This window comes from Pseudalkalibacillus sp. R45 (assembly GCF_052246725.1).
Classification (GTDB): domain Bacteria; phylum Bacillota; class Bacilli; order Bacillales; family Fictibacillaceae; genus Pseudalkalibacillus.
Window position 1 is genome coordinate 343740 of record NZ_JBQQCL010000001.1, and the last position, 12895, is coordinate 356634.

General features: G+C 39.5%; 13 protein-coding genes and 1 pseudogene. 2 read left to right on the plus strand and 12 right to left on the minus strand.

What is annotated here, in order from left to right; all coding sequences use genetic code 11:
- Positions 1–6: 6 nt before the first annotated feature.
- From ACTWQL_RS01805 to dctP, 4 genes are all read right to left on the minus strand, one after another.
- Positions 7–1551 carry a class I adenylate-forming enzyme family protein gene (locus tag ACTWQL_RS01805; RefSeq protein WP_443140718.1) on the minus strand — a complete coding sequence of 515 codons (1545 nt, stop codon included), beginning with the start codon at positions 1549–1551 and terminating at the stop codon, positions 7–9.
- A gap of 126 nt (positions 1552–1677) precedes the next feature.
- On the minus strand, positions 1678–2952 hold the full coding sequence (locus tag ACTWQL_RS01810; protein ID WP_443140719.1) for a TRAP transporter large permease: 1275 nt from the start codon (positions 2950–2952) through the stop codon (positions 1678–1680).
- Positions 2953–2972: 20 nt separating this feature from the next.
- Positions 2973–3440: a TRAP transporter small permease gene (locus ACTWQL_RS01815; RefSeq protein ID WP_443140720.1), complete on the minus strand. Its 468-nt coding sequence runs from the start codon at positions 3438–3440 to the stop codon at positions 2973–2975.
- An 81-nt stretch (positions 3441–3521) separates the two neighbouring features.
- The gene (dctP, locus tag ACTWQL_RS01820; protein WP_443140721.1) at positions 3522–4541 is read right to left on the minus strand and encodes a TRAP transporter substrate-binding protein DctP; all 1020 of its coding nucleotides are present in this window, start codon (positions 4539–4541) and stop codon (positions 3522–3524) included.
- Positions 4542–4855: 314 nt separating this feature from the next.
- Between dctP and ACTWQL_RS01825 the strand changes: the two genes are divergently transcribed.
- Together ACTWQL_RS01825 and ACTWQL_RS01830 are read left to right on the plus strand one after the other, a co-directional pair.
- On the plus strand, positions 4856–5797 hold the full coding sequence (locus tag ACTWQL_RS01825) for a transporter substrate-binding domain-containing protein (protein WP_443140722.1): 942 nt from the start codon (positions 4856–4858) through the stop codon (positions 5795–5797).
- A gap of 436 nt (positions 5798–6233) precedes the next feature.
- The gene (locus ACTWQL_RS01830) at positions 6234–6524 is read left to right on the plus strand and encodes a CD3324 family protein (protein WP_443140723.1); all 291 of its coding nucleotides are present in this window, start codon (positions 6234–6236) and stop codon (positions 6522–6524) included.
- A gap of 248 nt (positions 6525–6772) precedes the next feature.
- On the opposite strand, the pseudogene ACTWQL_RS01835 reads toward ACTWQL_RS01830, so the two are convergent.
- From ACTWQL_RS01835 to ACTWQL_RS01870, 8 genes and pseudogenes are all read right to left on the minus strand, one after another.
- Positions 6773–7024: pseudogene (locus ACTWQL_RS01835) on the minus strand (OsmC family protein); the annotation flags it as partial.
- Positions 7025–7045: 21 nt separating this feature from the next.
- Positions 7046–7249, minus strand: coding sequence for a hypothetical protein (locus tag ACTWQL_RS01840; RefSeq protein WP_443140724.1), 204 nt, complete (start codon positions 7247–7249; stop codon positions 7046–7048).
- Positions 7250–7589: 340 nt separating this feature from the next.
- Positions 7590–7874, minus strand: a complete 285-nt coding sequence (locus ACTWQL_RS01845; protein ID WP_443140725.1) for a carboxymuconolactone decarboxylase family protein — start codon at positions 7872–7874, stop codon at positions 7590–7592.
- Positions 7875–8114, minus strand: coding sequence for a peroxidase (locus ACTWQL_RS01850; RefSeq protein ID WP_443140726.1), 240 nt, complete (start codon positions 8112–8114; stop codon positions 7875–7877).
- A gap of 104 nt (positions 8115–8218) precedes the next feature.
- Complete coding sequence (locus tag ACTWQL_RS01855) at positions 8219–9346, minus strand: beta-propeller fold lactonase family protein (protein WP_443140727.1); 1128 nt, start codon at positions 9344–9346, stop codon at positions 8219–8221.
- A 308-nt stretch (positions 9347–9654) separates the two neighbouring features.
- Complete coding sequence (locus ACTWQL_RS01860; protein ID WP_443140728.1) at positions 9655–10227, minus strand: dihydrofolate reductase family protein; 573 nt, start codon at positions 10225–10227, stop codon at positions 9655–9657.
- A gap of 16 nt (positions 10228–10243) precedes the next feature.
- Positions 10244–11146: a helix-turn-helix domain-containing protein gene (locus ACTWQL_RS01865; RefSeq protein ID WP_443140729.1), complete on the minus strand. Its 903-nt coding sequence runs from the start codon at positions 11144–11146 to the stop codon at positions 10244–10246.
- 359 nt (positions 11147–11505) lie between these two features.
- Positions 11506–12081 (minus strand): dihydrofolate reductase family protein, encoded by a 576-nt coding sequence (locus tag ACTWQL_RS01870; protein ID WP_443140730.1) that lies wholly within the window; start codon positions 12079–12081, stop codon positions 11506–11508.
- Positions 12082–12895 lie beyond the last annotated feature (814 nt).

Consider the following 12895-nt stretch of genomic DNA (forward strand, 5'->3'; position numbering starts at 1 on the left):
TTCTTCTTAACGTTTCAAGGATGGTGAATGCAAAGATCGAAGTACGCCTTTGGTCACTTTCCCTACTGAATTTTTAGGTATTTCATCGATAATGTGTACTTCTTTCGGACATCTGTAATTCGCCATTTTTCTCTGACAATGTTTAATAATCAAATCCGATGTCAAAATAGAACCTTCCTTGAGGGCCACATAAGCGACTACTTCCTCACCATACACATCATCAGGAATTCCTATTACAGCTGTCTCTAAAACGTCTGACAGCTGGAAGATCACCTCTTCGATTTGTTTGGGATAGATGTTCATTCCTCCCCTGATGACCATGTCCTTTTTCCGATCGACTATGTAAAAGTAACCATCCTCATCCTGATAACCGATATCTCCTGTAGATAACCAGCCTTCCTTCAAAACTTTCCTTGTTTCGTCTTCATTTCGGAAGTAACCTTTCATAACATTCGGTCCTTTAACCATCAGTTCACCATACTCACCAGTCGGCAACGTCTCACCTGATTCATCAACGACCTTCAGGGATTGTTTATCCAACGGTATCCCGATTGAACCAACCTTCCTTTTACCATCAAGTGGGTTCAACGTGGATGCACATGTTCCTTCTGAAAGCCCCCAGCCTTCGATAAGCTTAAATGGGAAACGAGACTCGAACTGTTCAAACAGACTAATTGAAACAGGAGCAGCACCACAAATACCAAACCGCATGGATGACATATCATATTGATGCTCAATTCCTTCCGGCAAGTCTGCTAGATAACGATAGACCGTCGGTACACCTGAAGTGAAAGTGGGTTTATATCGATCAACTGCAGGCAAGAATTCGTCGGAAACAAACTTCTTCCGGATGATGACACTACCCCCTTGCATCAACACGGATGTCAAGGTAAATATAATGGCGTTCACATGGAAAAGCGGTAATATTAAGAAAGAGCGGTCATTTGCTGTAAGATCGAATGATTTTATCGACATTTTGCTCATTTCAATAATATTCGAATGGGTTAATAGCACACCTTTTGGTTTACCTGTTGTCCCAGAGGTATAAATGATCAAGCCGGCCTCTTCGTGTGCAACGTTTCTCATGTCTAATCCGTTATTTGAGAAAACATCTGGTAGATTCCAATCACCCTTGGTAATCGCAGGAGATTGACTTATCCGGATGGACACAATCTCCCCTTTTATGCTCTCTACAGCTTCTTCTGCTTTTTGCTCGATGTCATCCTGGTAAAAGTAGCATTTTGCTCGCGAATGCTCCAGTTGGTATCTGATCTCTTCCGCTTTCAATGAAGGATTGATTGGAGTCAGCGATGCTCCCAATCTCCAACATGCAAATAAGACATAGACGTATTCGACTGTATTGGTAATTTGAATGGCAAGGACATCACCAGATTTTACTCCGAACTTCTCCTCTAAACCTTTTGCCAACCTTCCAACCATGCTATTAAACTCTTCATATGATATTTCTTTTCCATAAAAATAGAGTGCCGTTTTTTGTGGGAATTTTTTGCTCACTTCTGTAGGAAAAGTACTTAAGATAGAATGCTCCATAAAATCAACCTCCGTTTTCATCACTAATTTGGAAAAGAATCCTCCCGACATTTCTCTGAAGAACTCTTTTCCAATTTGAAACTTTATGTTTTCTCTAGGCTGATTTTTCTACAAACTGTCTTGCACTTATGGTGTGACAAAATCGACAAGTGTTAATTGAGGAATGAAAGTGATAAGCAGGATATCGACAAGCATCATGATCAGGAATGGAAGAACAGCTTTAACAAGCGGTTCAAATTTTGTCTTTCCAATCTGTGCACCAACAAACAGGGCTATACCAACAGGTGGTGTCACCAATCCAATCGCCAGGTTCGCAACCATGATGATACCAAAATGAATCGGATCTACACCGATACTCGTCATGACAGGTAACAAAATCGGTGTAAGGATAATGATTGCCGCGATGGTTTCCATGAATGTGCCGACGAGCAAAAGAAACAAATTAACGAGAAGCAAAATCATAATTGGTGATAAATCTGATGCCATGAACATTTCAGCAATATTTTGTGGAACCCTTTCTCTCGTCAACACCATTCCGAATAATGATGCTGTCCCGATGATGAATAAGATCGTGGAGGTAATCACGACAGAGGAAACAAGAATTTCCCTCAACTTGCTCCAAGTAATTTGTTTGTAAACAAAAATTCCGATGACCAGGCCATAAACAACAGCGACAACGGAGGCTTCAGTTGGTGTGAAGATACCACCGTATATTCCACCCAGGATGATGACAGGCATCAACAGTGCTAAAAGGGCATTTTTAAACGTACCTCCTATTTTTCTTACGCTGAATCCTTCTGCATTTGCTCCATATCCTTTTATGATGGAGATGATATAAGCTACTATCATCAAGGAAACGCCAATCAGAATTCCTGGCAAAATACCAGCGATAAAAAGACTGCTGACTGACGCACTTGCTGAGACTCCGTACAAGACCAATGGGACACTTGGCGGAATGATGATGCCAGTTGTACCACCAACAGCTTGGACAGCCGTTGAAAAATTACGGTCATACCCCGCCTTCACCATTGCAGGAATCAAAATCCCTCCGACGGCTGCAGTCGTTGCTGTTGCAGACCCTGAAATAGCCGCAAAAAACACACAAGCAACGATGGAGACATGGGCGAGTCCTCCCTTTAATTGGCCGACAAGACTCTTCGCAAACTCAATCAGTCTTTCAGAGATCCCACCATGCTCCATGAGTTTTCCAGCTAAAATGAAAAATGGAGCCGCCATCAGAGGAAAAGAATCTAATGAGGCAAACATTTTTTGCGGTAAAATAATAAGCGGCATACCAGTTGCAAGGTAAAGGACTACCACTGATGCCAGTCCGAGCGCGATTGCAATCGGGACGTTTATAATAATTAATCCGATCAGTATTGTAAACAATAAGATTGCCAAGTTCGTTCACTTCTTTCTGTTTATCTCATTCGTACTCTCTTAATGGTCGAATCCACTAGATTGATTGACATCAAGATTCCGCTTATTGGGATAACTGCATACACATAGCCCATCGGCAGGTTCAAAGCCGGTGACTTTTGGATCATCGATCTTCCAATCAACTCATATCCTTTAACGATTAACAGGACAAAGAAAATCAGACATGCTGCTGCCGCAATTACCTGAAAAACCACCTTTAATCCACTCGGTAGTTTATCAACAATAAAGTCGACACCTATATGAGCTGCATATTTAAAAGCAATTGAAGCCCCTAGAAAAGTGATCCAAATCATGAAGTAGCGTGACAATTCTTCTGTCCACGGAAAGGATGATTGGATCAGTACCCTTGTCACTACCTTTAAAAAGACAAGCAAAACCATTATAAATAGAAATAAAGCTGCTACATTTTCAGTTGCTCTGTTGACTCTATGTAACATCGACTTCCACATGTTTCATGACTCCTTATAAAAACAAAGAAAGCGCGTTTTCCACACTTTCTTTGTCCCGTGTATTCTATCGCATGAATCCGATTATTTAATTGAGCGGATTCTTTCTACTAAATCTCCAAAACGATCTTCATTTTTCTGATAAACAGGTTCAACAGCTTTTTCGAATGCTTCAATATCGACATCGCTCTTCTCGACGATTTCGATGCCTTTATCCTTTAGATCCTTCTTTTGTTCATCTTCCATGTCTTGATTGATCTTTCTTTGGATATCTGTGAATTCATTTCCTTTTTCAACTAGCACTTTCTGAACATCTTCCGAGAGCGATTCGAATTTCGCCTGGTTAATTAGCAATGGTGCTGAAGCATAGTAAATTCCTACTTCACTCAAATTTTCTTGAACTTCATACATTTTTGTTGAATGCATAACACCATAGCTGACATCCATTCCATCTACAACCCCTTGCTGTAGGGAAGTATACACTTCTGGGAAAGCGATTGGTGTAGCATCTGCTCCTATAGATTGGTACGTTCCCACATATATGTCGTTCTCAACCGTACGCATCTTCAGCCCTTTTGTGTCATCTGGTGACTTGATCTGCTGTTCTTTAGTGGTCAAATGTCTGAAGCCATTTTCCCAAAGGCCTAATGTCTTGAACCCTTGTTCATCAATCAAATCCATCAGTTCTTTCCCGATCTCACCATCTAATGTCTTATATACATGATCGATATCTCTGAACAAGAACGGCATTTCCAGCACTGAGAATTTGTCTACGAAATTTCCGACAGGACCTGCAGTTACGAGTGTCATATCAAGGGTACCCAACTGAACCTGTTCCACGACTTCACGTTCTCCGCCAAGCTGACCGCCGCCATAGATTTCGAATTTAACTTTTCCATCTGTTTCTTTTTCAACTGCTTTCGCAAACTGTTCGAGTCCTTTTGTATAAGAATGCTCATCAGGAGCGATATGTCCCACTTTAATGGTTACGCTTTCATTTTCGCCATCACTGACGTTTCCTTCAGTTTCCGAACTGCATCCTACGATAACTCCCATCATCAGAGCGAAAACTGCGAATAAAATTACCCCTTTTCTTTTTACCATAAAATCCCCTCAATTCCATAATGTCTATGGATAGAATATACTAGTTTGTCTACTGAGTCAATGAATATTCACATAATTTAAAATATTGATAATCGATTCACTTTTTTACACACTTTATAGAGTTATCACGATCTAACTTGATAATTTAGACATTCTTTCTGGGAATTCTGATGACTTATTCACTATTCATTTATACATAAAATTAATTGCTTGTTACTAAAGAACCGTTTATTAGAATTTTCAGACTAATTGTTTGATTAACGGTTTAAATCTCCATATACTAGGCTTCAATCATTTGAATAGGAGGGAAAACTTTGAAGTATTCATGGAGTAAAATTTTGATTGTTGTTTTGACGGGTGTACTTTTAGTTTCTGGATTGAATTTTTCGCTCGCGGAGGCGAAAAAAGGCGATCTGCTTGAATGGAATGGTCAGACGATCGCAACCTTGGATGTGAATGGTAAATCCTATATCCCAGTAGAACAGGCTGCTCAGGCATCAGGATCAGACATACATAAAAGTAAAAACAAATTTGTCATGCAGTCGAGACTGGATCGGATTCAGAAAAAGGGAGTCATACGGGTAGGAACCACTGGTGATTATAAACCATTCACATACTTTAACGAGGAAACAAACGAATATGAAGGTCTTGATATCGATGCTGCCAAAATGATGGCTAAAGATTTGGGAGTAGACGTTGAGTTTGTTCGAACCTCCTGGCCGACATTAATGGAGGATCTTCTAGATGACAAGTTTGATATCGCTGTCGGTGGAATCAGTCGAAATACCGATCGCCAAAAAACAGCTCACTTGAGCCATCCTTATCTAGACGATGGAAAATCACCATTGATCCATGAGGAAGATAAAGAACGTTTCCAAAGCTTAGAGGATATCGATCAGCCTGATGTAACAATTGGTGTGAACCCAGGCGGAACGAACCAAAAGTTTGTGGATGCCAATATCAAACAAGCGAATGTGGTCGTCATTGAAAACAACCTTGATATCCCTCCAATGGTCGCAAAAGGCGAAGTCGATGTCATGATCACCGACAGAGTTGAAGCGATTTACTATGCAAGTAAAGACGAAAGACTATATGCTGCCCTGACCGATAACACATTTACGAAAAGCCAAAAAGGCTATCTTATGCACCGAAACGATCCGACCTTCCAAAGCTGGGTAAACCTCTGGATGGAAGAAATGGAGCTACACGGTGAATTCGACCGCCTAAAAAAAGAATGGATATATGGCGAGGAATAATTTTGAAAACCCTACCCAGCAAATTAAACCATCTATCCTAATTAGCTTTTTCAACAAACAATAAGGAATTCATTTAGGTAAAAAACAACTATAATTATTTCGTCACTTGTATGTATTGCTGATTGTATGCGTAAATAGAAGTATCGGATCCGAAAATAATGCGAAAGGAGGCTGATTGAAGTTGATCACAAAAATTGAGGTGGTTTCCGCTTAGTCGGAAACCTCATAGTACAGGGCCGCTATTCGCGGCCCTTTAATATTTCGAAAATTTCGACTTTAAATAAACTTAAAACCCACTTATACTAGAAATAAATGTAATTACGTTACATTTTTGTAATTCTTATATTCAATTACAAGTGAAAGGAGATGCACAAAGCGATGAAAATTGTGAAATTGTATATTCACGTACACCCTACCTATAAGGAGGACGTCAATTTTGGAATACAAAAACGGGAAAGAGGTGTTCCCTCCTAGCTTGCTAAAAGAAGTGCAAAAACATATTCAAGGTGAGTTGATTTATATCCCCAAGAAGAATAATATGCGGGCTAGGTGGGGAGAGATGAACGGTTCACGTCAATTACTTGCTCGACGAAACAAAGAGATCTATCAATTCTATAAAGATGGTTGGTCATTTGAAGATTTGGAACAAAAGTTCAACTTATCCATTGAAAGCATCCGCAAGATTATTTATAAAACACGTGCTTCATATAACAAATCAAAAAGTTAGACTAAATTTGATATTGAAATGTGTAGTTAAGGAAAGAAGACGGAAAGAAGAGGACCTGGAAACCAGGTCCTCTTCTTGTCGCTTTATAAATAACCATTATCTAAGTCGGCACACTTGGCATGCATTCTTTACTGACCGAATGCACATCAAATAATGTACCGTATGCGTCAAATACAACTGCTTTAATGATAATCAAACCACTTATTTCTTTAACGGTTGGACCAACGATATAAAAGAAGATTGGTAAATCACTCTGACTCGATGATTTCCCATTCATGTTGGAATTGGACACAGCCTTTTAAGGTTTGTGCAACCGGACAGCCTTTTTCGAAAATGGCTAATGCCCGTTCAGCGCTTTCTCTTTTTCCTTTTGGAATTTCAAGCTTATAGTGACAGTGTATTTTAGTGATTTTCAAGACCCCATCTGGAGCTTCGATAATACCTTCAAAATGACCTTGTAACTTATTTGGGAAGGTTGGTATTTGGCGCGCTTCCAGCGCACCTGAAAGTGTACCCGTAAGTCAACCGCCTGCAGCAGATACAATATGGTCAAGGGTTGAAGGGTGTTCTGTTTCAGGAACAGCCTTATAGAATTCTTTCACACCACCGTGGACCCCGTATTGGACTGGCTGTTCGAAATCAGCGATATAAGCACGTCGATTCGGTCGTTCATCCTGAAAAACTTTGATTTTAGAAATTTCAATGGGTTTACTCAATTTTTTCACTCCTTTACATAATTGAATTTTGTTTAGTTGTTACTAAGATACACTTATATCATTTACCTTTGACGCTCCCATTCAAACCATGCAGTTATGTCCATCCTTCAATATCCTCCTAATGGAATACGACAAAAGGGGAATAAACCATCATCCTGCGCAACAAGAAAGCTTTGACACGTCTTTATCAAATGTAAGCAAGGCAAATATTAACCTTCCGCCATCGTAAGGTAAGGTGCCTGTTTCTGGTCCTTGAGGTTTTTACAACCTTTCAACGATTAATGGAGGCAAAAACGATTAACTCAACAAAAAGAACTTACAATATATGTCAGTTCTTTTTAGTATTTAATTATTCAAGTTGTACGCCAAGCCCTTCCGCCATACGATTTACAAAATTAAAATAGGAGGTTATCTGGCATACATCAAGGATTTCCTGATCGGTACAACCTTTGTCTCTCAAGTTTTGTACATCTTCATCCTGAACGCTGCTTGGTTTCTTTGTCAGCTTTACAGCATAATCTAAAATAGCTTCTTCTTTTTCTGTTATGTTTGTATGTTTATAGTCTTTCTTCAACTGTTCAACAAATCTTTCGTCTTTCACCAACAAATGGAGCGCCGCCCCATGATGTTCCATTCAGTAAAAACATTCATTCCTTGCTGAAACTACTGTCGCAATCATTTCACGTAACTTTCTTGGCAACGGTGATTTTCCGAACATGATCACTTTATAATATTCCAAATGCGTTTCTAACGATTTAGGGTTCAGAGAATGCACTCTTAATATATTAGCCATTTGACCATTAAACCGTTCATATAGTTCCTTCAATTTCCCTTCTGCTTCTTCATATTCAATTACCTTGATTCGAGCAGCCATTTTGCATTCCTCCCTTACTATATATCAAATAATAATGCAGATAATGAATTTCTTCACTAAGTTTATATTGCTATTTTATTAAACGAGTGACAAAAGTTGTATTATTATTGACACACAGTGCCTATGGTTAAATCAAATGGACGGTTCCCAACAGTAATTGTATCAATCACCATATTTGTGTCTGGATTAATAACTGAAACGGTATTTACATTACCATTCGAGACATATAATCTAGTCCCATCTGGCGTGAAGCTTATTCCTTCTTGTGGACCATCCCCTACCATGAAGGTATCAATCACCATGTTCGTGGAAGTGTTTATTACAGATACAGAATCATTCATATTATTGGTGACATAAGCTCTAGTCCCATCTGGTGTGATTGCAATCCCGATCGGTCTATTTCCTACTGTGATCGTATCAACAACCATGTTTGTGGTAGTATCAATGACTGAAACGGTATTACCTATCAAATTAGTGACATAAGCGCGTGTTCCATCTGGTGTAAAAGCTATAAATTGTGGCCCATCCCCGACCATTATGCTGTCGACCACAACATTCGTGGAGGTATTAATCACTGAAACCGTATCATCATTAGCATTTGCTACATAGGCTAATGTACCATCTGGTGTAAACGTTATGCCTTGTGGACCATCCCCTACCATGATGGTGGCAATCACCATATTTGTGGTTGTATCAATAACTGAAACCGAATCTACATTATTGTTACTTACGTAAACTCTTGTACTACTAGGATTGACTGCTACTTCTACTGGTCCATCTCCGACCATGATCGTATCAATCACCATATTGTTAGCAGTATCGATCACTGATACCGAATCATTACCGGCTGTTGAAACATACACTCGCGTACCATTGGGTGCAATCGCTATACCAGTTGGCAGATTACCAATGGTTATAGTATCGATGACAATATTTGTTGAAGTATTGATCACTGAAATGGTACCATCTGAATTATTTGCAACATAGGAAAGGACATTGCAAGTGATAGAAGGGGGAAATCCTACCGCTGTTACATCATTACAACTAAATATAATGGTTCGACCATCCGCACCATATGCTTTAACACACCCTGTTGATCGATTGAACGAAATAAAAGAAATCAAAACTGGTGTAGATGCCCCTTTGAATAAAATTGTTAATGATTGTTGTGGTTGAAGTTTTTTAAACACACGACAGATGCAGGAATGATGATCTTTGGAGTTATAATCCATACTGAACCCCCTTTCGTATAAAAATATATATTTTATTTTATGGTTTAGTTACATAATTCGTTTGGACAAACATGCCTAAAACTTATGTATGGATCCCGCTAACAAAATTTCCATATGATTAAAATTTTCTCTTTAAACCTTCAACAATCTGGCCCTATACATAATAAAAGAGCGCATTTCTTATTCTAGAAATGCCCCCTTGTGGAATAAATACAGTTGGTAGACGATCCTTTATGCAGAAATCAAAGTTATTGTCTGTTTCCTAATACTCGGCTACCACACGCGAGAATATACCAGCATACCTTGAACTATTCAGCAGCAGCGTAGTGCAGCAGTACGTTGCCAGAAACAAAGCTCTTGGCTTTGAGAAACGTAAGTTCATTTTGATCAACCTCTTTAAATAGTGGCTTTCCTCTGCTAGCGATGACTGGTGTCATAATGAACACATACTCATCTATTAGGCAAGCATTAGTAAGTTGCTGCACGACGGTACCGCTACCCATGATGAGAATGTCAGTTCCTTCTTCTTGCTTAAGCTTTATCACAACTTCTGTTAGATCGCCACTAAAAAATTCAGTGTTCTCCCAATGAGACTTCTTCATCGTTTCCGAGAAGACAATTTTTCTCATGTCAGTCAGTTCTTGTGCCAATGCCTTCATTTCTTTAGGGGCGTTCGGGTCTCGCAAAACAGGCGGCCATGAAGCCTCGAATAACTCAAAAGTATTCTTGCCTACTATGAGCGTATCTGCCTTCACCATCTCGTGAGTCGTTTTATCGACGTCGTTGTCTAGGACAAACCAATCCATACCTCCAGTCATTTCGTTGAGACTGGCAAAATAACCATCAATTGAAACTCGGTTAATCATTTTGACTTTACGCATCGTATTGCTCCTTCCTTTATGTTTTTACAAACCCATTATAATCGGAAAGAGTGATATAAAATTGTATAAAGCCGTCATAATTGCTATAAATACGATGACCCGGCTCATCGCTTTGGAATTCTCTTACCTTACTCGAAATGCTTATCGGCGTAACCCAGGAAAACGCTTTGATGTCCCGGATAAAATGCGATTGATCGTAATAGTTAAGCGCATAAGCGATATCTGAAAATCGTTCGTATTGCACCGTATTCATCATCCGTAGCGCCTCATTCACTCGCTTTACTCGAATGTACAACTGGGGCGGCATACCAACGACTCGGGCAAAGCGCTTCTGGAATTGACGCTCCGAAATATGAAATGCCGATAATAAATCTTTCACTTTGACCGTTGAAATGTGCAAACGAATAAAACCCAAAGCTTGCTCAATGAGTTCATCTCTTTTATCCGTTTGCTCCAGCTTTGTGATCAGGAATTCTCCGACCATAGTAATTCGCTCGGCATTTATTCTGGTAGCTATAAGCTGTTTCTCAAGCTCTTTTGCGCCAAATTGATCGGGTATTAGAAAACCTTGGTTAAGCGAGGATGCATCCATACCAAACAAGGTATAGAGCGCATGAGACTTGAAGACCACTTGTATTGTCGTGTACGGCTTGTTTCTGAAGTGCATAACACTAGGTTCCGAACCTTGTCCATGTAGAAACAATTTGGGGATATTCGAGACTTGTGCCGAGCGGGTCGTAATACTATCTATAGCAGTTGAACCATCGGTAGAAAGCTGGAACACAATACCAGGAAGACCATTCGGACACACTTTAACATCAAGTGCTTCACTCCCCGTATGCGAGGCTATCCGAAAGCATTCTATATCGCGTCTTAATACTTTTGGTGGCGGCAAAACCGTAAAGTTTATAGTTCTCATAACCCGTTAAATCCTCTAAGAGTAGTTGTCATAATGGCAGCAATCCTCTCTCATCCCCATACTTATCATACAATATTGAATAGGGCATTTCTTTAGCCGGCTTCGTATTATTGGTTACCAAAAAACCCTCCTTCAGTTATCCTGCTCAACTCATGAGTATCCATGGATTCAGTTGCTTATTCAGGAAGTGCCCCCGTTTGTGGAAGATCCAATCTTAACGACATGATCACCCGACAAACTGAATTAGACTGACTCGTAAAAAAAGCAGTGACGGACTAGGAACTCGAAAGATCTAGACTGCCGCTGCTTTTATTGTGTTAACGTAATCCGGTTAGCGTAACCTACTTTAGGAGACAAGGTTATCTAACCGTCTGGTAAACGAGGCCTATGGCTCCAGAATCAAATGTCTTGTTTTCGATAAGTTTAAGATTGATCTTCTCCTTGAGACCTTGGAATAACGGCAACCCGTTGCCAATCAGGACGGGTGAAACCGTAATTTTATACTCATCTATTAAATCAAGCTGCATAAGGTAGTGTGCGAACCTAGGACTGCCGAGGATGACCATATCCTTGCCTGGCTGCTGTTTGAGGTTCTTGATCTCTTTCTCGACATCTTCTTTCACCAGTCTGGAATTTTTCCATTCGACTTTCTCCAGCGTCGTGGAAAAAACGATTTTGGATGTCTTTTCGATCCACTCAGCATGATCCCGTTCATGCTGCGAAGCTGTTGGGTTCGAAGGCACAGATGGCCAGTAATTGTACATCATCTGATAAGTCCCACGTCCCCAAATAACAGTGTCGGCAGTACTCAGAATTTCTTTCGCGTGTTTCTCCAAATCAGCATCGTAGGAAACCCAGCCAATGTCCATTTCACCGTTCGGTCCTTCTACAAAACCGTCAAGTGATGCGTGCAGAAATAGAACGAGCTTTCTCATTTTCCGTTCTCCTTTGTTCATAAAATTTTTGAATTAGATATTGAAGAGGGTCATATGACGTTGTTTATGATTTAGGTTGCTTTCGCCATATTGCTCCTCACCGTATAATGAACTACATAGGTCTAATCAAGAAAGCTTTAAGACCAAATGGCTTCTTTGCAATACCCTGTTTTCTACAAGGTGGAGACTTAGGCGTAGCAAACATATCCAATTGGAAAGTCTTGCAACAAAGAATCCAACATTGTTAAAACATCTATATACCCATAAATTGTCTCGTCCAAAATACCCTTCCATCATACCCACACCCCACTAACCAAATTGTCTTAATATTAGATCTATTCTAACTTAATTTTTCTTTAATTAACAGAGATAATCCAGTGTCTGTTATTCCACAATCCTGCCCTTTTGCTAAATAACGATCAACCTTCATTTATATTATACTTTAACATATTTTTCTATTGTTTCTTGATATTAACATCTAAATCAAAAAGCAAATCACACCCCAAACATAAATTATTTCTTACGCTTGGAATCGGGGTGTGATTTCAAGTGTGCCTTTTTCAATCAAACTCCATTTAAAACAAGAAAAGACGCATTTGATTTCTTGTGTGAAATCGCCTGCGTTTTGATGTATGAATTATTCTGTATGTACTTCAAGAGAACCCGTTAGCATGTAAAACAGGCCTGTCTTTTAATGTAAGGTACTTAGAGTAGAGCGATTTCAATAGTGGAGAATTTTTTGTGTGAATGAATAAAGATACAAGGTATTGAATAACGTCATACGACATTAATTTTTTTTTATAAATTTGAATCG